The organism is Aquimarina sp. BL5 (assembly GCF_003443675.1).
GTDB lineage: Bacteria > Bacteroidota > Bacteroidia > Flavobacteriales > Flavobacteriaceae > Aquimarina.
Genome location: NZ_CP031963.1, coordinates 5,126,101 through 5,146,900 on the forward strand (window position 1 = coordinate 5,126,101; position 20,800 = coordinate 5,146,900).

Sequence of the window (20,800 nt, forward strand, 5' to 3'; positions counted from 1 at the left end):
AACATTAAATGAAAAACTTTACAATAATCAATTTATACCTTTCGTTTGAAGGCTATTATTCAAACAAAGAACATTTAACTAACAAATTGTAAACACAAATCACTTTTGAAATGAAAAAAAATCAACAAAACTTATTTTTATTGTTTTTTACATTATGCTTTGGGCAATACATTATTGCACAACACAATTACGGAGAAGCATTACAAAAATCAATCTTATTTTATGAGGCACAACAATCAGGAGAGCTTCCAGATTGGAATAGAATTAACTGGCGAAACGATGCAGGTGTAAACGATGGTCAAGACGTAGGACTAGATTTAACCGGAGGATGGTTTGACGCAGGAGATCATATCAAATTTGGTTTTCCTATGGCATTTTCTGTAACTGCATTAAACTGGGGTTTTCTAGAATACAAAGACGGTTATGATGCTGTAAATCAGACGGAACACTTTAAGCGAAACATTAAATGGGTAACTGATTATTTTATTAAATGTCACCCTACTAAGTTCGAATTTTATGCTCAAGTTTCTAAAAAAGGACAGGATCATAGTTTTTGGATGCCAGCAGAAATGATAGATGTTCATCCTCAATATGGACAAAGAGAATCTTTCAAATTAGATACAAGTCATCCAGGAACAGAGGTGGTTTGTGAAACGGCAGCTGCATTAGCATCCGCTAGTATTATTTTTAAAGATAGCGATCCTACCTATAGCGCTACCTTATTACAACACGCTAAAGATTTATATGAATTTGGTGAAACTTATAAAGGAAAATATACAGAAGAAGGTGGAATTCCTGCTGTAGGGACATATTCTTCAGGTGGATATGAAGATGAATTATCTTGGGGAGCATTATGGCTGTATAAGGCAACAGGTGATAATACATATCTTCAAAAAGCAGAAGCAAATTATTCTGAACCAGATTATTTATGGAGCTTTGTTTGGGATGATAAAAGATATGGGAATATGGTTTTATTGGCTCAGATAACAGGTAAACAAAACTATATAGATAACGTAGAAAGACATCTTCAATTTTGGGTTGACAATGGAAATGGAGTGACATACTCTCCAGGAGGTCAAGCGCACCTAACTCAATGGGGATCATTACGTCATTCCATGAATGCAGCTTTAACAGCCTTGATCTATAGTGATAATATCGATTCTCCTAATAAGCAAGTATACCATGATTTCGCAGTGGACCAAATTAAATACGCATTGGGAGATAACCCTAATAATAGAAGTTTGGTTACTGGTTTTGGGGTAAATCCTCCAACTAAACCACACCATAGAGGGCAGCATTCTAGTTGGACGAGAAGTGAGAGTATTCCAGAAGAGTCTAGGCATACTTTGTGGGGAGCTCTTATGGGTGGACCAGGAAGCCCTGATGATGTTTTTGTCGAAAATCGTTCTGATTTTCAAGCAAACGAAGTGGCTTGTGATTACAATGCGTGTTATCAGGGAGTATTAGCAAGAATGGTAATGGAATTTGGAGGAACAGAATTAAGCAATTTTCCACAAGAAGAAACAGCTGGGGTTGAGTTTTTAAATGAAACAAAGATCAATAGTGAGTCCGGAAGATTTACCGAATTAGCAATCTGGCTGAATAATAGATCAGCTTGGCCTGCGAGAATACCTGGTAGTCTTACAGCTCGCTATTTTATTGATATTACTGAAGGAGTAGCTGCAGGATATACTCCTGATGATTATGAAATTACAGCTAGAGGTAATGGAAGTGCTACGGGAGGATTACAACCTTGGAATCCTGAGAATAATATTTATTATGTTGAAGTAGCTATTGATCAAAATAATATGCCTTTTCCTGGTGGTCAAGGAGAGCATAGGAAAGAGATTCAAGTAAGAGTTTCTGTTCCGAATAATGCCCCGGAAAATGCCTGGGATCCTCTTAATGATTTTTCTTATGATGGTTTAAGCAATACTCTTATTGAATCAGAAAGAGTCCCTATTTATGCAGATGGAGTATTAGTTTGGGGAATTGAACCTTCAGCTTCGTTATCTGTAGATGAATTTAATAAATCTGGACTTGTAGTATATCCAAATCCATCAGAAGATGTATTAAATCTATCTGGGAATACTTCAGTATTGCAAAATGGAAAAATTGTAGTTTCCGGAATTTTAGGTAATACTATTTATAGTAGATCGTTAACAAATACCATTGCCGGAAGGGTAACTATCAATACATCTGATTTTGCATCTGGGATTTATTTTCTTAACGTAATTACGGAAGAAGGGAAGCGTTTGACTTCTAGATTTATAAAGAAATAGCAAAGACTAGTAGCAAACAATCGATAAAAACTATAACAAAAATTAAAGCTGAACGATGATATCATTGTTCAGCTTTTTTAAGTTTTAGGATATTTCTGCTACCATTTTTGATATGAAAATTTTGTATGTAGATTCTGTATTTCATATTAAATTATGAAACGAATTCTTTTTTAATAGTAGCGTATTCTAGTTTTGAGACTTCAAATAATAACTTTAAATCATAAGTTGGCTAATTAGCGAACTACTTTAGCGTTTTGATAGATAGAATTTAGTAAAACTAACTAAATTGTAAAACGAACTCAACTATAGAAAAGGCTGTCCATAAGAACAGCCTTTTCTTGTGCTATAAAGTTGCGTTAATGATTAAATATTACAATCTGGAATCTCCTTATCTTTGGCAGCTCTAAAAAGAAATAATGTTACAACAATACACAAAAGAATTTAATTATAATCTAAGATTGGCAGCACCGGTTATGCTGGGAATGTTAGGACATACTTTTGTGGGATTAATTGATAACATTATGGTTGGGCAGTTGGGTACCGCAGAATTAGCTGCAGTATCTTTAGGAAATAGCTTTATGTTTATTGCCATGTCATTAGGAATTGGATTTTCTACAGCAATTACACCTCTTGTAGCAGAGGCAGACGGAGAGGATAATTTTAATAAGGGTAAATCCGCATTTAAACATGGATTGTTTCTATGTACTACATTAGGAGTAATTTTGTTCCTTGGAGTATTAGTCGCAAAACCACTAATGTATTTAATGAAACAACCGGTTGAGGTTGTAGAATTGGCAATTCCTTACCTGGATTTAGTTGCTGTCTCCCTAATTCCTTTAATAGTTTTTCAGGCTTTTAAACAGTTTTCGGATGGATTATCTATGACAAGGTATCCAATGTACGCAACTCTGGTTGCTAATATTGTAAATGTAGTTTTAAATTATTTATTGATTTTCGGAAAATTCGGTTTTCCTGAGATGGGTATTGTTGGTGCTGCAGTCGGTACATTAGTGTCTAGGTTAGTTATGGTATTATTTTTATGGATTTTTCTTAAATACAAAGAAAAGTCAAAAGCGTACGTTACCCAGATTAAATTCTTCGTTCTTCAGAGTAGTATGCTAAAAAAAATAGTAACATTAGGTTTCCCTTCTGCATTACAGATGTTTTTTGAAGTTGCAATTTTTACTTCGGCTATTTGGATTTCAGGAATTTTAGGTAAAAATCCACAAGCAGCTAATCAAATAGCGTTAAATCTATCGGCAATGACCTTTATGGTTGCTATGGGATTGAGTGTGGCGGCGATGGTTCGTGTAGGGAATCAAAAAGGACTGTTGCAATATAAAGAATTAAGAAGAATTGCATTTTCAATTTTTTTACTAACGTTTTTTATCGAAATTGTATTTGCATTATGTTTTGTTATTTTTAATAATCTATTGCCTGAGATTTATTTGGATGTTAAAGATGTAGAGAATTTTGCGGATAATACAGAGGTAATCGGTATTGCAGCTAAACTTTTAATAATTGCTGCGTTGTTTCAGATATCTGATGGTATACAAGTGGTTGTTCTTGGAGCACTTAGAGGTTTACAGGATGTAAAAATCCCTACTGTAATCACTTTTTTTGCATATTGGGTTATAGGTTTTCCGATTAGTTATTATCTAGGTTTGTATACAGAATATAAGAGTTCAGGTATCTGGATTGGGTTATTAGCAGGATTAACAGCATCAGCGATATTACTTTACGTTAGATTTAATTATTTGAGTAAAGATTTGGTGCTAAAAAAAGGTAATGCAAAATCATTGTGATAATCTTTTTTAATAGCTACAATATAGATAGTTTTACTCCGTTTCTTTTTTTGGACTAGTTTTTGTTACTTGTCAAACTATATTTCATATTAAGAAATATTTAACTATATTTCGAATATAACTAAAACCGAAAAGAAAAGAGATGAATAGCCCAAAATCTAACCTTTACCTTTTGCTTATTGTAATTTTTGTTGTAGGCCTTAACGATAACGCCTTGGCACAGAATTTAATTCCAAATCCAAGTTTTGAAAACACAAATGCAGCAGTTAAAAAACTTAAACATGAAATGCGAAATTTTGGCGTTATTGCTGATTGGAAAGCATTGACAAATACTCCAGATGCGCATCACCCAGGAGTAAGTGAAGTGAAATTTGATCATAAAGCTCCAGGTTTTTTAAAACAATTTGGTCCACAAGAGCCTAGAACAGGAGAATCAAAAGTGGGATTGTATGTGACTAGCAATAATACAAAAGAATCTATTGTAGCTAAATTAGTTAGTCCTTTAAAAGCTGGGAAATACTATTACTTTCATATGTATGTATCTCTAGGAGAAGGAAGGGTTAGTAATTCTTGTACTTCTTCAATTGGATCATATTTTACAGCCAGAGTTCCAAGATTTACGGAAACGTCTAAATATAAATTACATATAGAATCATCAGAGATGATTTGCGATACCAAAGAATGGACTAAGGTTTGTGGGGTGTATAGAGCTAAAGGAACAGAGAAATATATATCACTAGGTTATTTCTCGGATAACCCTAATGGAAAATCATTAAAAGGTGGATCTTTTAATGATGCATACTACTACATAGATGATGTAGAGTTAAGAGAAATGCAAGATGTGAAAGGTGTAGATGTGGATAATATTTGTAATATGGCTTTAGACTTTTCTGATATTGAATATTTGATAGGCGAAAGTGAAGTGTATGAAGAAATTAAAGCTGTACTGGATTCTTACTTACAATATCTTAAGGTATTTAAATTTGATAGTATCAAGATAGTTGGACACGCTAATGATTCTGAAATTGAATTTGAAAATGAAATTCTTTCGGCTGCAAGAGCAGGTTTTGTTAGAGAATATTTGATAGAAAATGGAATTGATGAAACTCTGATAGAACATATTGGGATTAGTAATACAGAGCCTAAAGAGGGAGAAGGAATAGATAATACGGAGTTAGGATCTAATGCTAGAGTTCAGATTATAATAGAATAAATAGTAAGAAATAAGATAAATGTAGTAGAGAGGTAAATTTTAATTTAAAATTTACCTCTCTTTGTTTTTGCTACTTTGAATGTAAACTTCGTAGCTTTGCTTTACATAATTTATGATATATGAGTTTTCCAAAATTCTTATTAGGAGATAATACAGATTATCCAGACGCCATTTTTGTAATTCATACTGAGTTTCCTCGATTTATCATTAATCTAGAAAATGATGAAGTAGAATGGTTAGAAGAATTCGATAAAAGCGATGAAAAAGAATTAGAAAACGAAGCTGAAAGCCTATTTCAGGCGGCAAATGATTTTTATGATCGGGAGATCGAACGTTATGAAGATTAATTGATATTATTTTACTTAAAAATAGAAATATAAACTACTTGTACTTATGGAAGAACTTATACAATTAGATAAAGATCTGTTTTTATATCTTAACAATTTGGGAACACCCTTCTGGGATGGTTTTTGGTTATTTATGACCGAAAAAATTAATCAAGCACCTTTAGTGCTGATTCTATTATATTTCTTTTATAAGTATTTTGGACTAAAAGGAACCATTATGACACTTGTTGTGGTAGCGGCACTAATCACGGTATCAGATCAATTATCTAATTTGTTTAAAAATGTACTGTTTATGCGTCCTAGACCTTGTCAAATTGAAGGTGTTGGAGAATTCACTAGGTTTATAGCGGAACGATGTGGTCGACATGGATATTTTTCCGCTCATGCATCTACAACAATGGGAATTGCTTTTTTTACAGGATTAGTATTGCAAAAAAGATTGAAATACATTTTTCCATTGATGGTAATTTGGTCGGTTGTCGTAAGCTATAGTAGGATTTATATAGGTGTTCATTATCCTGGAGATATCATTACAGGTATGGCTATAGGAATTCTTTTGGGAGTTGGAGCATATAAACTACATACTTTTTTGATCAGAAAATATGTTTGATTTTAGAGTATGTTGCTTTTATTTTAAAATTAAATAGTATTCAGAGTTTATTATATTTCGATTCGTTTACCATCTAAGGTACCTCTATAGAATTTATTATTTTCCCAAATCAAAATTTCTCCATATTCTCCTTTTTTTAAATTTGAATCAACACTGTATATTAATCCATCAAAATGTGATAATACCCTTTTCATAGAGGTATGACCAACGACAATATGTTTCATGCCGATTCCATGTAAAATTTTTTGAGCCTTTTCTTTAGTGAAATCTTTATCTCGAAAATAACCTCTATACCAAATAGGCCCCTTTTTTTTTAGCATAAATTTTAAGTCATCATTTTTTAATACTGTTTCCTTATCATGATCAATAATAGAATGATGAAATAATTGGTTTACATTAGAAATATCATATTTTTTTTGGGTAAATTCAGGGGAGAACCCAGCATGGACAAAAGCAATATCATTAATAGCTATTGCTACGGGTTTGGTTCTAATCCACTCACCAAGAAGTGTTTCTTTTCCAAACAATTCTTTATAGGTTACACCCATTTGTTCAGAAACCCATTTGTACTTATTGTGTATGTATTTATCGTTTCCTTGTAAAATCATAACTTCATGATTTCCCAAAAGAAAATGTACTTTTCCACCAGCTTTTTTTGCTTGCTTTTCTAAATTGTAAACAAACCATAAACTTTCCGTGACTTTATCTCCTCTGTCAAAAATATCTCCGACAATTACAAAATGCCCGTTTCCATAACTCCATTCTCCTTTTTTATTGATGATTTTATTGGCTTTCATTAGATTTATAAATAAATCGTGTTGCCCATGTATATCACTTAGTATAGCTATTTTGGGAACGCAGTGAAATTTTTGATCATCATCAATGATGATTGATGGCTTAATCTCTACATATTTTGATTTGAATTCCTCACAGGTTTTAACTTCTAGTTTTTTAAAATTAGTATTAGAAAAGGTTTCCATATTTAGTTTCCCCCTAACAATCCATTTTACTTCTACACTATCACCTTTATAAAAAATATAAGGGCAATCATTTATTTCTTGGTAAACAAGCTCTTCTTCTAGAGTCTGAGCAAAAACATTATTATTATCCATTAGACATAGGACAAATAATATGATTTTGGTAAATGATTTTAATATCTTAAAACCTTGTTTGTTCATACTTTACAGATACGTGGTTCGAAATTTATGGAGAAGAAGATAATGAGATTTTTTTTAAAATTACTTTTTTGAAAAAATTATCGTTTGATAATTTTTTCTGTTTGTCTATTTTTTTGAATTATAAAATAGATACCAGGATTTAATGCAGACATATCTACAGTATCTGTAGTTCCTTGATCTATGATTTTTCCTTCGCTATCACTAAGAATCCATTTTGCAGAGTTATTTTTAATATATAATATTTCGGAGGTTGGATTGGGGTAAAGTATGTTAGTAGGAAGAGGTATATTGTCTATAGAAAGTATTTCTTGACATTCTGAAGGAGTAGAGAATTGAAGTCCAGTATCAAAATCTTCGTTTAGATTTAATACGATGTTTTCAAAAATTAGCTCTTCTCCTAAGATTGAAGTTACTCTTAGATTCATTGGTGATGCAATTCCAGAAGTTTCTATAAAAAAATTAAATAGCTCTCTGTTTGTGTTTTTCCAAGTGTTATCGGGTAGTTGATATTCCATTTTAGAGACTGCGTGGTTGATTTCTCTAAATTGGATAGCCGTCCAGAATTCACTAGATCCTTCTTTAAAATTAATTTTTATAGTTTCATTATTAGATATTGTTTCACAGGGTACAAACTTCCACGAAATTGGTACTCTACCATCGATAACATCAGCAATCATTTCAAAAGCTTCCATTGTCATATCTACATCACCAGAAGCACACTCTGGACAACGATCTACTACATTGAGAATAACACTTCCTTTTGCTCCAGTTACCTCGATACAAGCCCCACAAGCATTGCTGCCATCGTAATCAAAATTGTTTAAAGCACAATGCATATAATCACCTGTTGCTACTGGTAAAGAACAATTGCCAAAAGTACCTCCTGCTACACCATCATAAAATGTACCTTCGCCAGTATGTACAGAATTATTACACTCTTGTGCATAAGTGTTTGTAAAATAAATAGTTAATAAAAAGCAGAAGATGTAGGTGTATGATTTCATTTTTATGTAGTCAGGTTTTATTAATATTTAAAATGACTTAAGTAGAATGTCCTTAACTCCATTTTTTAAGTTTTACTTATTTTTAAATTTCTTCTTTTTTTTCTTTTTGCTGAAAAGTCTTTTTAAGAAATTATCGCGTTTTTCTGGTTGACAATCCAAATCCTCTAAAACGTTATCAGAAGTTTTCTCAAAACTACTTTTAGTAAAAGAATCAAAATTCGGGTCTTCATTCATCTTTTGATAGAGCTTGCCAAAAATAGGTAAGGCAGAATTAGCGCCTTGCCCCTGAGCTGTGGTTTTAAATCCAATAGCATAATTATCGTTACCAACCCAAGTTACTGTAACGAGTTTTGGTGTAATTCCCACAAACCAGCCGTCTTTATTATCTTGGGTAGTACCGGTTTTTCCTGCGATCTCATTTTTAAGGCCATAGGTGGTTCTTAATCTAGTTGCAGTACCTTTATCGACTGTGGATTTCATCATTTCTAACAATACCTGTCTAGTATAATCACTAAAAGCGGGTTCTTCAATAATTTTTGGTTCGAACGAAGCTATAAGATTACCTTGTTTATCTTCTATTCTACTAATATAAAAAGGTTGGACTCCTTTAGAATTGTTTACATAACTTGCATAAGCACCTGCCAATTCTTTTATTTTGATCCCGGCTGTTCCCAATGCTATCGAGGGTTCCTCAGGAAGTTCTTCTGTGATCCCCATTTTTTTTATCTGATCAAGCACCTTAGTAACACCTACTTCACCTATAACTTTTACTGCAATTGTATTTACGGAATTACTTAAAGCAGCTTCCAGGTTGTAATTTAGATAAGGATCTTTTTCTTCAGATCCGTTTTTTGGTGTCCAATCTTTTAGGTTGGTATAAGTAACTTCTTTTAATGGAAAATAAGTACAAGGTTTCATACCGTTTTCGATAGCAGCCGTGTATACAAATGGTTTAAAAGTAGAACCTACTTGTCTTTTACTTTGGGATACGTGATCATATTTAAAATATCTATAATCAATACCTCCCAAGTATGCTCTAACTGCTCCATTAGATGGGTCAATAGCAATCATTCCAGCATTCAGGAACTTTAGATAATGTTGTAAACTATCTCTGGTAGAGACTTTTCTAGTAATATTTCCTTCCCATTCGAATAGCTCCATCTCTCTTTTGACCGAAAAAGAATCTATAATCTGTTTTTGGCTAAGACCTTGTTCTTTATATTTTTGATAAACCGGTAATTGTTTCAGTGTATTATCGATCAGATTTATATTTGTGTTCCAAGGAGCTTTTTTACCATACTCTTTTTCATATGTTTTTTGTAGACTTTGTAAATGACCTTTCATTACTTCTTCTGCCAATGATTGCATTTTATAATCTAAGGTAGTATGAACGATTAATCCGTCTTTGTATATGTCATACGCGCTGCTATCCGCTTTTTTATATTTTTTTAAGATCTCATGAAGTTCTTTTTTTACTTCTTCTCTAAAGTAAGGAGCTAACCCAAGATCATGATTAAAATATTGATAATCCAGAACAATGTTTTGATTCATTATGCGATTTGCAACATCTTGAGTGATGTATTTATATTTTGTCATTTGTTGCAAAACAACATCTCTTCTTAACTGGCTACGCTCTGGAAAAAGCCTGGGATTGTAACTATGATTAGCCTTTAAACTACCAATTAATGTACAGGCTTCTGATAATGTCAGTTCTTTAGTAGATTTACGAAAAAACTTTTGTGAAGCGCTCTCGATTCCATATGTATTGTCTGGAAATGGAACAGTGTTGAAGTATTGAGTAAGAACCTCTTCTTTGCTATATATATCTTCAATACGTTTGGCTATAATAGATTCTTTAAGTTTATTAACTACAATACTAAAAATTCCATAATCTTTTCTTCCAAAAATGTTTTTTACTAACTGAAGTGTAATTGTACTTCCGCCTCCCGAAGATTTATCTCTAAATAAAATGGTTTTAAAAAATACTCTTAACAAACTTACATTATCTACACCATCGTGTTCATAAAAACGTACGTCTTCTGTGGCAATCAAGGCATCGATTAGGTGTTTCGGAAGATCTTCATAAACTATAGGCTGTCTGTCGTAAACGAAGTATTTGCCAATTAGACGACTATTTTTATCTAGCACTTGGGTTGCTTCAGCTTGCTTTAGAGAACTTAATTCATTCTCGCTTGGAATTTTTCCCCAAAAACCAAAATAAATACTTCCATAAAAAATAATGAAAACTAAAAAAAAGCTTCCGAAGGCGATTAATGGCCCCTTAATCCATCTTTTTTGTAATAATTGATGCATCATAGTTATATGACTACTCATAACGTAAAAAATGGCCGATTATTGAGTGGATAGCTATGATATGATTTGAGAATTTACTTTTAATTTTTATGTTCATAGCGTATCAGAAAAACGATTACTTTTTTTAAAGTTTATTTCTTAAAAGTTTGATTTTTTTATTTTAAATTGTAGTAGTTAATAATGTATCGTAATATCAAAGAAAATTATTTGAGGCATACCATAGAAATTGGCTTCAAAGTGTATTGTATAAAATAACATATAATAAAATCTTTTTTACTATTTATTAGTGAAGTAACCAACTAAATCTCCGCACTATGAAAAGAGTAATTGTTGACTACAAAAAATTGAACAAAGATATTTTGAATCTATTAGTAGAAAAATTTCCTGATGGCTACTCAGATCGGGATATTATTTATTTTAAAAATCATCATAATGACAGTATTGAGGCAGTAGAGGTAAAAACCGAGGATACTATTTACTTAGTAAAAATAAGTGAACGTCTTGCCGGTGTGATGCAAGATTATGATGATAATACCTCAGATACTGATGTTCCAGTTGCTGTTACAAATGAGCAAGTAGCGGAAGACGCAGATTTGGATGATTAACAGCTTTTTCTGTTTTAAAAATGTGCCTGAGTACATTTCTAAATGTCGTAAAATTATCTTCTAACTTTATTTATGATAGTATTTTTTAATACACTATCAATCAGTACTTCTGTTCACTAATAACTGTATGTAAGCGGATAAGCATGTAATGCTTTTCTAAATAGAGTTTTGCCAAAATCTTTAGGCCTCTTTAGGACATCACACATATAGAAATGGAACAAAAATCATTAAGTAAAAGAAGGTTTGCGAAATTGTTTTTAGGGTTTATCTATTTTTACCTGTTTATAGAGTATGTTAATTAACTTCTTTATATAATTAAACTCAACTATAACAAGCGAAATATGAAATTTAAAATTACTTTAAAAACTATTTTGTCAATGGTTTTGGTATTTAGTGCCGTATTAGTAAATGCACAGAACACCCAAAAATCAATTGCAAAATTGAAACAGCAAGCTAATGCCGTCTTAACCATTAACGAGAATTCTGGATTAACAGAATTTGTAAGATTTCCTACAGAGAAAACTATGCAAGTAAAGGGAGCAACCCTTGAGCAGAAGACAATAAATTTTTTGGAAGATTTTAAATCTCTTTATAATATTAAATCCGTAGAAAATTCATTGGTTATAGAGAAAACGAAGAAAGATAATTATGGATTAGACCACGTGATCTTAAAACAACAATATAATGGAATTCCTGTTTACGGAGGAGAGTTAAGATTTCATTTTGACTTAAATAAAAATATTACTTCAATAAATGGAAAAGTTGTACCTAATATTAAATTGAATACAACTCCCACTTTAAGTATATCCGAATCAAATTCAATTGCACTTTCTGCTATAAGAAGTCAAGGTTTAAATAAATCGGGAGCAGAATTAAAAGTAAATAAAAATACACTTTATATCTATCAAAAAGGTTTGATCAAAGGGGATACTGGAGCACTTTATCTGGTATATCATATAGAAGTAAGAAATGATAATGATGTAAGAGAGTATGTTTTTATAAATGCACATACAGGTGAAATAGTTGAACAAATAACCGGAATGGCACATGCTCTTGATAGAGTGTTGTATGAAGAAAATACTAGCAATCTTGTTTGGCAAGAGGGAGATGCTTTTCCTGGCATATTAGATCAGTGGCAACAAACTGAATTAGCAGCAGCAGAACATACCTATAATTTTTTTAAAAATGCTTTTGGGTATCTTTCTTATGATGGACAAGATGCACAGATGATAACTATTAATAATAATCCGAATATAAGTTGTCCTAATGCAAATTGGAATGGAGTGTCAGCTAATTATTGTACAGGTACTGCAGCAGATGATGTAGTAGCGCATGAGTGGGGACACGCGTATACAGAATATACTAGTAATCTAATTTATGCATATGAATCTGGTGCGATTAATGAATCGTTTTCTGATATCTGGGGAGAAACTATTGATTTGTTAAATGACTACCAAGACGAAGGAGAAGATGTTTCACTTCGTACAGGTTGTGATACTTCACTAAGATGGATGATGGGAGAGGATGCTTCTGCTTTTGGAGGAGCGATTAGAGATATGTGGAATCCTAATTGTGAAGGTGACCCTGGAAAAGTAATTGATTCCAATTATTTATGTGGTACGGCAGATAGTGGAGGTGTTCATATCAATTCTGGTATCCCTAATCATATGTATGCATTGTTAGTTGATGGAGGTACATTTAATGGACAGACAATTAACGCTATTGGATTAACAAAAGCTGCGCATATATTTTGGAGAGCGCAAAGTAATTATTTAACACTTGTAAGTAATTTTGCAAACTTAGCTGATGCTATTGAAGCTTCTGCTACCGATCTTATTGGTACTAATCTAGAAGGTCTTTCTACGACTGCTCCAGTTGGAGCTTCTGGAGAAATTATTACTGCTGCAGATGTGTTAGAAGTAGAGAAAGCCATATTGGCAGTAGAATTGAGAACGCCAAATAACTGTGGTTACCAACCATTATTATCTAATACAGGGACTGTTCTTTGTGACAACGCATCAACAAATGCTATCTTTTTCGAAGATTGGGAGACAGGAACTGATGGATGGACAATGGAACAACTTCCTGAAAATGCTAGTGATTGGGAATCAAGAGACTGGGCTATAGAAAGTTCTCTTCCTGAGGGACGTGAAGGAAAAAGTATATTTGGTACAGATCCGATTAATGGCGATTGTAGAGGCAACTTTCAAAACGGTATTATACGCCTACAGAGTCCAGTTATAAATATTCCTGCAGTGGCTGAAGGAGGTATTTTCGAGTTGGCGTTTAATCATTTAGTGGCTACAGAAGCTACTTGGGATGGTGGTAACATAAAATATAGTTTAGATGGAGGCCCTTGGACGCTAATACCATCCGAAGCATTTACTGAGAACCCTTATAATAATACATTAAAAACTGCTGCTGAAGGAAATGATAATCCACTTCAGAGTGAAAACGCTTTTACTGGCGCTGATGAAGGTTCGAATACAGGAAGCTGGGGAAGAAGTTTGATTGATTTGTCTTCTATTGGAGTAAACGATAATTCTACTATCCAATTTCGATTTGAAATGGGAACTGATGGATGTAATGGATTGTTTGGTTGGTATATTGATGAAATAATGCTTTTTAATTGTGCTCAAACAACATTATCGATAGCGGATAATGAGTTTATATCTAAAAATATTAGTGTATATCCGATTCCTTCAAACGGAATTGTTAATTTAAGAAAACTTACAAATATCAATTTAATAAAAGCGGAGATATATGATATTAACGGAAGAATGTTAAAGACAATTAATCTTTCTGATGTTACTGTCGAAAAAGCAATTGACATCTCTAATTTAACAAGAGGGGTTTACTTTATGTCTATTACTACAGAAAATATTGATGGAGTAATAAGAATAGTAAAAGAGTAAAGTATAGAATGCATTCTAAATAGTAGTTTAAACACGGCATAGTAACTTAAGTTATTATGTCGTGTTTTTGCTTTTTACAAAAAAATATAATAACTATAATTGATAAAGTTTTTTTACAACTTATCTACTAAGGGATAATAAATATCTAGCAGCCGCAAATGGAGTAATCTTATGTTGCTGAACGGCTTCGATTTGATTGGATAAAGCTTTTTTGATTGTAGGGTGATTATAAAAAGAGTTTTTTAGCTGTTCTTCTATAGTTTGTAATAACCAAAATTTATTTTGTTGGATTCTATTCTTTTCAAAATAACCATTATTAGAGGAGACTTCTAAATATCGTAAAATTAGCTCCCAAATTTCATCAATACCCGTATTTTTAAGGGCACTGCATACGAGTACTTCTGGCGACCAGCTGCTTTCTGCTAAAGGATATAAATGTAATGCTTTTCTAAATTGGTTTTTAGCTTCTCGTGCGGGTTTTAGGTTATCACCATCAGCTTTGTTGATAACGATCGCATCAGCCATTTCGATGATACCCCTCTTTATTCCTTGTAACTCATCGCCTGCTCCAGCTAATTTCAGTAAAAGAAAGAAGTCAACCATTCCGTGCACAGCAGTTTCACTTTGACCAACACCTACCGTTTCAATAATAATTACGTCATATCCTGCCGCTTCACAGAGAATGATAGATTCACGAGTTTTTTGAGCAACACCACCCAAAGAACTTCCCGAAGGAGAAGGTCTAATAAAGGCTTTAGGCGACCTTACCAATGATTCCATTCTGGTTTTATCACCTAAGATACTGCCTCCAGAAATAGTGCTGCTAGGATCTACAGCCAATACGGCTACCTTTTTACCCTTAGTAATTAGTAGGTTCCCTAAAGCTTCAATAAAAGTACTTTTACCTACACCTGGAACTCCCGTAATTCCTATTCTTATGGATTTATTTGAGTGTGGTAAACATTTTTCGATGAGCTCTTGGGCTTTTTTATCGTGCTTTTGCTGTCTACTTTCTACTAATGTTATTCCTTTGCTTAGAGATGTGGTGTTTTGTGAAATAATTCCTTTGAATATATCACGTATGGATACCTCTTTTTGTTGTAGTTTTTTAAATCGATCAATAGCATCCTGATTAGTTCCAGAAGGTATTTTAGAAGATTGATCTTGTTGTTCCATATCATTTTTATTCACAATGAAGCTTTATAACAAATTTATAAATTCATTTGAGTAAACTTGTTATTATTTGAGGTAATACAAAGAGAAAATCATTTACTTTAGTTTTATCGGAACTGCAATTGCCGTTTGATCCCATGCCAGATACATGATCGTAAAGTCATTGGCTTCCTGAAAATAAATCGAAAATTGTTCTATCACATTCAGTAATCGCTGAACTGGAACCTCTATAGTTAAGATATCATATTTGGGATCATGAGAAGGGTTTCCATCTGTAAAATTTACACCCCAATTATATTCACCACTATTAAAAATAACTTTCCACGAATTCTCACCTGGAATCGTCCATAAACTATAAGTACCAGCTTCTAATACGGTGCCATCCACAAGAATATCCTTATCAGTTGTAAAGGTGGTAGCCTCATTGGCTCCAGTTCTCCATACTTGATCGAAAGGAACTAAACCCCCAAAAATCACTCTTTCTTTTCTAAAAGGCCTATTGTAAAAAACAGTAAAATTAGCTTCTTTACTCTTGTGTGTTATTGTCTGTTCAGGACTATGTTTTTTGGTATTAGATATTAGTATAGATCTTCCCGCAATACCAATAATTATAATTCCGATAATAATGATGAGTGATCTTTTTAGAAGCTTTGACATATCTCGATATTTGATGATTAAAGATAATTTATTTTGCCTATGAAAGTACATATAATTGCTTACTTTTGGGCTCTTACTGCTAGTTTATGGTCGAAAAATCCTATAAAAAATTCACTTCAGATATTGTATTTACAAATGATACTTATGTGATCATTGGTTCGGGAGTTGGAGGCCTTTGTACCGCAGTTTTTTTAGCCAAAGCAGGAAAAAAAGTTGTAGTGTTAGAACAGCATTACACACCTGGCGGATTTACACATACCTTTAAAAGGCGGAAAGGTCTTGTTTGGGATGTAGGAGTACATTATGTGGGAAATATGAAAGAGAATTCGGGGTTAAGAAGGATCTTTAATTATTTGTCGGATAACAAACTAGAATGGGATCCAATGGGAGATCCGTATGATGTAGCGTATATCGAAGGTCGCAAATTTGAATTCGTTGGTGGTCAGGAAAATTTTAGGAAGAAGTTTTACGAATATTTTCCAAACGATAGAGTAGCTATTGATAAATACTTGAAATTACTGCAAAAGTCCACTAAAAAAAACCTTCTGTACTTTATGCAAAAGGCTTTTCCAAGTTTGTTAAGTATATTATTAGGACCATTATTTAGAAGGATTCAAAAACCGCTCGCTAGCAAAACAACATATGAAGTTCTCAGTAGTATAACGGATAATCAGGAGTTGATAGCAGTGTTATGCGCTCAATGTGGTAACTACGGATTGTCTCCTAAAGAGAGTAGTTTTGCATCCCATTGTATTGTGATTAATCATTTTATGGAAGGAGGTTACTACCCAAGAGGAGGTGCCAATCGTATCCATGAAACTATTGTTGATAATTTAGAATCACTCGGAGTTCAGGTATTTATAAAGGCAAGAGTAGAAAAAATTATTACCAAAGGAAAATCTGTAAAAGGGTTGTTAATTAATGGTAAGGAACACACGTGTAGGAGAGTCATAAGTAATGCAGGAGCCCGTAATACATTTCACAAATTACTTGACTCACCTGTTAATAATAAAAAGCATTTAGATTTCAATAAAATTAGTCCTTCTACCTGCCATCTATGTCTATATATAGGACTCAATAAAAGTGATGCGGCATTAAAGTTACCAAAACATAATATATGGTGGTATACGGATAAGGATATGGATAGTATTCTTAATGATAAAGATAATTTGTCAAATAATAAATTATCGTTTGCATACATATCATTTCCATCTGCTAAAGATAGCCTTTGGTCATCAGAACATCCGGATAAAGCAACTATACAGTTGATAGGTAGAGCGTGGTATAAGGATTTTAGTCAATTTGAAGATGAACCTTGGTTAAACAGAGGAGAGGAATATGATAAGATCAAAGAAAGGTTTAAAACTAAAGGTTTATCTTTATTAAGAGAGTTGTATCCACAATTAGAAGAGCATATTATTCACGCTGAAGTGTCTACACCGGTTTCCACCCGAAAGTTTAGTAACTATAGTCAAGGAGAAATTTACGGTGTTACTCATGCTCCAGAACGCTATCAAACAAGAGTTTTACGCCCTAGAACCCATATTAAAGGATTATATCTCACCGGTCAGGATATAACACTGGTCGGAATAGGAGGTGCTATGGGGAGTGGAATATTAACAGCTACTACCATAATAAAATGGAATATGAGTAAACAATTTAAGGAAATAGCCGCAAAATATTAGTTTATTATATTTGATTAATTACTCTATTAAAATTCATTACGGTCACAGCACAAGCATTTCTTTGAGTTATCAGTGCATCTAGTATAGATTTTGGTAATTGTTTTGTTTCTAAAAAATTATCGATACGATTGATGATGTCTTTGGAGCAGTCTACATTGTTTTTTATAAGGTTAATCATCTTTTCTAACTCTTTTGGGTTTTGATTATCATTTTTATAGAGCCTATACATTTTTTATAAAGGTTTTGATTAATTGCCTATTAGTATCTATTAACTAAAATTACTTACCAGACAGGGCGTTAATTTTTTATTAATATTTTGATATTCAACGGATTCGGTTATTTTGATGATTTTTATCTTTAATTTTGCAACAAGTAAGTATCGAAAGTCGTCTTTAGAAGAGAATAGTAATTAGAACAGTTTTAAAGAAGTAATCACTAACCAAAATTCGGATAAGTTTGTTACAGAGCGAGCTAATAGAACAATGTAGAGCTAATGATCGTAAAGCACAGATGAAGCTTTATAATAAATACTGTGATGGTATGTATTATGTTGCATTACGATTTCTTAAGGACCCTTTTGAGGCAGAAGAGGCTATGCAAGAGTCTTTCATAAAAGCCTTTATGAAACTTCATCAATTTACCGGCGATGTTACTTTTGGAGCATGGCTAAAAAGGATCGTGATTAATAAGAGTATTGATATGCTCAAAGCAAAAAAAATGAATATGGTTGCTATTAATGAACAAGTAATGGGTACAGTAGAGGAAATGGACGATTGGTCCGTGTCTGACTCAACCACAGTGGATGAGGTGAAAAGCGCCATAGAAAGACTACCAGAAAAATATAAATATGCCGTAATGCTATTTTTAATAGAAGGATACGATCATAAAGAAATTAGTGAGATATTAGATATTACACCGGTTGCTTCGAGAACTCTAGTACATAGAGGAAAGAAACAGCTTCAGGATCAATTAAAACATTTAAGAGATGGGACAGGATATTAGAGAATTACTGAAACAGGATAACAAGATTCCTGCAGAGCGATTAGTAGAAGGTCACCAGAACCGTTTTATGGCTAGATTAGAGGAAGAACTTCCTAAAAAAGCAAGAAAGTTTAATTACGGTTGGTTAAGGGTCGCTGCGAGTGTAGTTGTAATATTGTCTGTTTCTATGTTTGCTTTTAATGAGTTTGGGAATAATGGTATAGATGGAACTCAGGTTGTTGATGTCGATGCACAAGAATCAAAGAATGCTACTGTTGTGTTAACTAAGCAGACTTCGTCATTGGCTGAGATGTTTCCGGAGTATGAAGAAGCAGAGAACTATTTATTGACAGGGATAAAATTTCAATTATCTCAGATCAATGTAGATGATTCTAACAGAGATTTGGTAGAAAGCTTTATGAAACGATTAGAGAACCTAAATAAAGAATATTTAGATCTTAATAAAGAATTGATAGAAGTGGGACCTAATGTACAGAGTGCTGAAGCGATGATAGAAAATTTAACGCTTAGGCTCTCTCTTTTGAAAAGACTAAAAGACAAACTAAAAGAATTAGAAAAAATTGAAAATGAAAATTACATTGATATACAAGCTTAATATTATTACACTTAGTCTAGTATGTTTTTCTGGAGTACTTGCGCAGAATAGACAAGATAAATTAAGTGAGAAGTTTGTAGTAAATAAGGATGTTACAGTTCATCTTAATACCAGTCATACAGAAGTTGTTTTCGAAACTTGGAATAAAAATTCCGTGGAAATAGAAGCATATATCGAAGGTGATGATATTACAGAAGACAACAAAGAACGTTTCTTGCAAAACTGGCGAATAGAAGCATTGGGTAATAGTCGTGAAATTACCATAAATTCTATTACTGGTAACTTTTGGTCAGGAAATGTATCCGCCGCTAATACAAAGAACGCTGATTTACCAGAATTCAGAAGGTTAGAACCTGTTATTTCGGATATGTTAAGACCTATTCTAAAGAATATGAAAAACAACCCAATGCCAAGTGCATTGTCTGAAAACTTGGCAAGTATGAATTTTGATACGAATAAGTTTAAGGAAAATGAGGAAAAATATATCCAGCAGTGGGGAGACCAGATTAAGGAAAAGTTTGGCGATAATTATGAAAGTGTTGTAAAAAATTGGACAAAAGAATTAAATAAAAATACTTCACAAATCCAATCGAATGGATCAATTACTTCTCAGGATTGGGCAGGAGAAGAATTTGCTCGAAGAATGCAAGCTTGGGCTTCTCAATTTTCAGGAGATTTAGAAATAACTCAAACAAATGGATCTAATGTTACTGTATATAGATATAGTTCTAGAATGAATACTTCAGGAGCCATAAATAGGATTGTAAAGGTTAGATTACCAAAAGAGGCATTGCTTAAACTGAATATTAGACATGGTAATGTCAAATTAGCAGAGAAAACAATCAATATGATTGCCTCTTTATCTCATACTAATCTGGAAGCTAATGTAATAGATGGGGATCGTACATTTATAAGAACTTCATATTCTCCTGTACTTATCAAACAATGGAATAATGGTAGATTGGCTGTTAATTATGTAAAAAATTGCAGAATTCAGAATGCTAAGAATCTTAGAATAAATGCAGATTCTAGTAATATTTTTATTCAAGAATTAGAAGAGAATGCAGCAATCTCTGGAAGTTTTGGAGCAATTACAGTTGCAAATCTTTCAGAATCATTTTCTACGCTGGATTTGGCGATAGAGAATAGTGATTTTAAGTTAAACCTTCCTGAGGCTGCTTTTAATATTGCCTATAGCGGTGTACAAAGTAGGATCTCTATACCTAAAACTATGGAAGCAAATGCAAGAAGAAATTTTGGAAATGTGTTTGTAAATGGATTTAACAAAACCAGAGATACGGATAAAGTAATTACAATAAACGCTAAGTATAGCGATATTATACTACAATAATTTTACAATAATGTGTTAATTATTGAAAAGCTCTGCTAATCAGTTTAGTAGGGCTTTTTTATTGG

General features: G+C 32.8%; 17 protein-coding genes. 11 read left to right on the top strand and 6 right to left on the bottom strand.

Translation table 11 applies throughout. The annotated features are described in order from the left end of the window. The first annotated feature begins 110 nt into the window (after window positions 1-110). The 5 genes from D1818_RS21460 (at window position 111) to D1818_RS21480 (ending at window position 6,257) form a co-directional block, all read left to right on the top strand. On the top strand, window positions 111-2,282 hold the full coding sequence (locus D1818_RS21460; RefSeq protein WP_120752498.1) for a glycoside hydrolase family 9 protein: 2,172 nt from the start codon (window positions 111-113) through the stop codon (window positions 2,280-2,282). 413 nt (window positions 2,283-2,695) lie between these two features. Next, complete coding sequence (locus D1818_RS21465; protein ID WP_118461677.1) at window positions 2,696-4,087, top strand: MATE family efflux transporter; 1,392 nt, start codon at window positions 2,696-2,698, stop codon at window positions 4,085-4,087. 142 nt (window positions 4,088-4,229) lie between these two features. Beyond that, complete coding sequence (locus D1818_RS21470; protein ID WP_118461679.1) at window positions 4,230-5,300, top strand: OmpA family protein; 1,071 nt, start codon at window positions 4,230-4,232, stop codon at window positions 5,298-5,300. A 119-nt stretch (window positions 5,301-5,419) separates the two neighbouring features. After that, entirely contained in the window at window positions 5,420-5,647 is a 228-nt protein-coding gene (locus tag D1818_RS21475) for a hypothetical protein (protein WP_118461681.1), read from the top strand. A 46-nt stretch (window positions 5,648-5,693) separates the two neighbouring features. After that, window positions 5,694-6,257 (top strand): phosphatase PAP2 family protein, encoded by a 564-nt coding sequence (locus D1818_RS21480; RefSeq protein WP_118461683.1) that lies wholly within the window; start codon window positions 5,694-5,696, stop codon window positions 6,255-6,257. 50 nt (window positions 6,258-6,307) lie between these two features. Here the strand turns inward: D1818_RS21480 and D1818_RS21485 are convergent, their stop codons facing one another. The 3 genes from D1818_RS21485 to D1818_RS21495 all read right to left on the bottom strand — a co-directional run bounded on the left by D1818_RS21485 (window position 6,308) and on the right by D1818_RS21495 (window position 10,773). After that, window positions 6,308-7,369 (bottom strand): metallophosphoesterase, encoded by a 1,062-nt coding sequence (locus tag D1818_RS21485; protein ID WP_162897297.1) that lies wholly within the window; start codon window positions 7,367-7,369, stop codon window positions 6,308-6,310. Between the two features lie 143 nt (window positions 7,370-7,512). Next, window positions 7,513-8,439: an expansin EXLX1 family cellulose-binding protein gene (locus D1818_RS21490; protein WP_118461688.1), complete on the bottom strand. Its 927-nt coding sequence runs from the start codon at window positions 8,437-8,439 to the stop codon at window positions 7,513-7,515. A gap of 72 nt (window positions 8,440-8,511) precedes the next feature. Then, a complete protein-coding gene (locus tag D1818_RS21495) occupies window positions 8,512-10,773 on the bottom strand; it encodes a transglycosylase domain-containing protein (protein ID WP_233558588.1) in 2,262 nt (753 codons plus the stop codon). 323 nt (window positions 10,774-11,096) lie between these two features. Between D1818_RS21495 and D1818_RS21500 the strand changes: the two genes are divergently transcribed. Together D1818_RS21500 and D1818_RS21505 are read left to right on the top strand one after the other, a co-directional pair. Then, the gene (locus D1818_RS21500; RefSeq protein WP_240338270.1) at window positions 11,097-11,357 is read left to right on the top strand and encodes a hypothetical protein; all 261 of its coding nucleotides are present in this window, start codon (window positions 11,097-11,099) and stop codon (window positions 11,355-11,357) included. 341 nt (window positions 11,358-11,698) lie between these two features. Then, the gene (locus D1818_RS21505) at window positions 11,699-14,272 is read left to right on the top strand and encodes a M4 family metallopeptidase (protein WP_118461692.1); all 2,574 of its coding nucleotides are present in this window, start codon (window positions 11,699-11,701) and stop codon (window positions 14,270-14,272) included. Between the two features lie 120 nt (window positions 14,273-14,392). Here the strand turns inward: D1818_RS21505 and meaB are convergent, their stop codons facing one another. Together meaB and D1818_RS21515 are read right to left on the bottom strand one after the other, a co-directional pair. After that, window positions 14,393-15,448, bottom strand: coding sequence for a methylmalonyl Co-A mutase-associated GTPase MeaB (gene meaB / locus D1818_RS21510; RefSeq protein WP_118461694.1), 1,056 nt, complete (start codon window positions 15,446-15,448; stop codon window positions 14,393-14,395). Between the two features lie 93 nt (window positions 15,449-15,541). Continuing rightward, window positions 15,542-16,102, bottom strand: a complete 561-nt coding sequence (locus tag D1818_RS21515) for a DUF2911 domain-containing protein (RefSeq protein ID WP_118461696.1) — start codon at window positions 16,100-16,102, stop codon at window positions 15,542-15,544. A gap of 86 nt (window positions 16,103-16,188) precedes the next feature. On the opposite strand from D1818_RS21515, the gene D1818_RS21520 reads away from it, so the two are divergent. Next, window positions 16,189-17,787 (top strand): NAD(P)/FAD-dependent oxidoreductase, encoded by a 1,599-nt coding sequence (locus tag D1818_RS21520; protein ID WP_118461698.1) that lies wholly within the window; start codon window positions 16,189-16,191, stop codon window positions 17,785-17,787. 4 nt (window positions 17,788-17,791) lie between these two features. Here D1818_RS21520 and D1818_RS21525 read toward each other — a convergent pair whose 3' ends face one another. Next, window positions 17,792-18,016 (bottom strand): hypothetical protein, encoded by a 225-nt coding sequence (locus D1818_RS21525; RefSeq protein WP_118461700.1) that lies wholly within the window; start codon window positions 18,014-18,016, stop codon window positions 17,792-17,794. Window positions 18,017-18,297: 281 nt separating this feature from the next. Here D1818_RS21525 and D1818_RS21530 point away from each other — a divergent pair, with 281 nt between their 5' ends. The 3 genes from D1818_RS21530 to D1818_RS21540 are packed head-to-tail and all read left to right on the top strand — an operon-like array spanning window position 18,298 to window position 20,735. Next, entirely contained in the window at window positions 18,298-18,789 is a 492-nt protein-coding gene (locus D1818_RS21530; protein ID WP_118464003.1) for an RNA polymerase sigma factor, read from the top strand. After that, the gene (locus D1818_RS21535; RefSeq protein ID WP_118461702.1) at window positions 18,773-19,384 is read left to right on the top strand and encodes a hypothetical protein; all 612 of its coding nucleotides are present in this window, start codon (window positions 18,773-18,775) and stop codon (window positions 19,382-19,384) included. The genes D1818_RS21530 and D1818_RS21535 overlap by 17 nt, the downstream gene beginning before the upstream one ends. After that, window positions 19,356-20,735 carry a hypothetical protein gene (locus D1818_RS21540; protein ID WP_118461704.1) on the top strand — a complete coding sequence of 460 codons (1,380 nt, stop codon included), beginning with the start codon at window positions 19,356-19,358 and terminating at the stop codon, window positions 20,733-20,735. Before D1818_RS21535 ends, D1818_RS21540 begins: the two co-directional genes overlap by 29 nt. Window positions 20,736-20,800 lie beyond the last annotated feature (65 nt).

What these genes read in the sequence shown, in the direction of transcription:
- D1818_RS21475 (WP_118461681.1), top strand. Translation starts at nt 5,420, where the DNA reads ATGAGTTTTCCAAAATTCTTATTAGGAGATAATACAGATTATCCAGAC.
- D1818_RS21505 (WP_118461692.1), top strand. Translation starts at nt 11,699, where the DNA reads ATGAAATTTAAAATTACTTTAAAAACTATTTTGTCAATGGTTTTGGTA.
- meaB (WP_118461694.1), bottom strand. Translation starts at nt 15,448, where the DNA reads ATGGAACAACAAGATCAATCTTCTAAAATACCTTCTGGAACTAATCAG.
- D1818_RS21515 (WP_118461696.1), bottom strand. Translation starts at nt 16,102, where the DNA reads ATGTCAAAGCTTCTAAAAAGATCACTCATCATTATTATCGGAATTATA.
- D1818_RS21525 (WP_118461700.1), bottom strand. Translation starts at nt 18,016, where the DNA reads ATGTATAGGCTCTATAAAAATGATAATCAAAACCCAAAAGAGTTAGAA.
- D1818_RS21530 (WP_118464003.1), top strand. Translation starts at nt 18,298, where the DNA reads ATGAAGCTTTATAATAAATACTGTGATGGTATGTATTATGTTGCATTA.
- D1818_RS21485 (WP_162897297.1), bottom strand. Translation starts at nt 7,369, where the DNA reads ATGGATAATAATAATGTTTTTGCTCAGACTCTAGAAGAAGAGCTTGTT.
- D1818_RS21490 (WP_118461688.1), bottom strand. Translation starts at nt 8,439, where the DNA reads ATGAAATCATACACCTACATCTTCTGCTTTTTATTAACTATTTATTTT.
- D1818_RS21540 (WP_118461704.1), top strand. Translation starts at nt 19,356, where the DNA reads ATGAAAATTACATTGATATACAAGCTTAATATTATTACACTTAGTCTA.
- D1818_RS21535 (WP_118461702.1), top strand. Translation starts at nt 18,773, where the DNA reads ATGGGACAGGATATTAGAGAATTACTGAAACAGGATAACAAGATTCCT.
- D1818_RS21460 (WP_120752498.1), top strand. Translation starts at nt 111, where the DNA reads ATGAAAAAAAATCAACAAAACTTATTTTTATTGTTTTTTACATTATGC.
- D1818_RS21470 (WP_118461679.1), top strand. Translation starts at nt 4,230, where the DNA reads ATGAATAGCCCAAAATCTAACCTTTACCTTTTGCTTATTGTAATTTTT.
- D1818_RS21520 (WP_118461698.1), top strand. Translation starts at nt 16,189, where the DNA reads ATGGTCGAAAAATCCTATAAAAAATTCACTTCAGATATTGTATTTACA.
- D1818_RS21480 (WP_118461683.1), top strand. Translation starts at nt 5,694, where the DNA reads ATGGAAGAACTTATACAATTAGATAAAGATCTGTTTTTATATCTTAAC.
- D1818_RS21495 (WP_233558588.1), bottom strand. Translation starts at nt 10,773, where the DNA reads ATGAGTAGTCATATAACTATGATGCATCAATTATTACAAAAAAGATGG.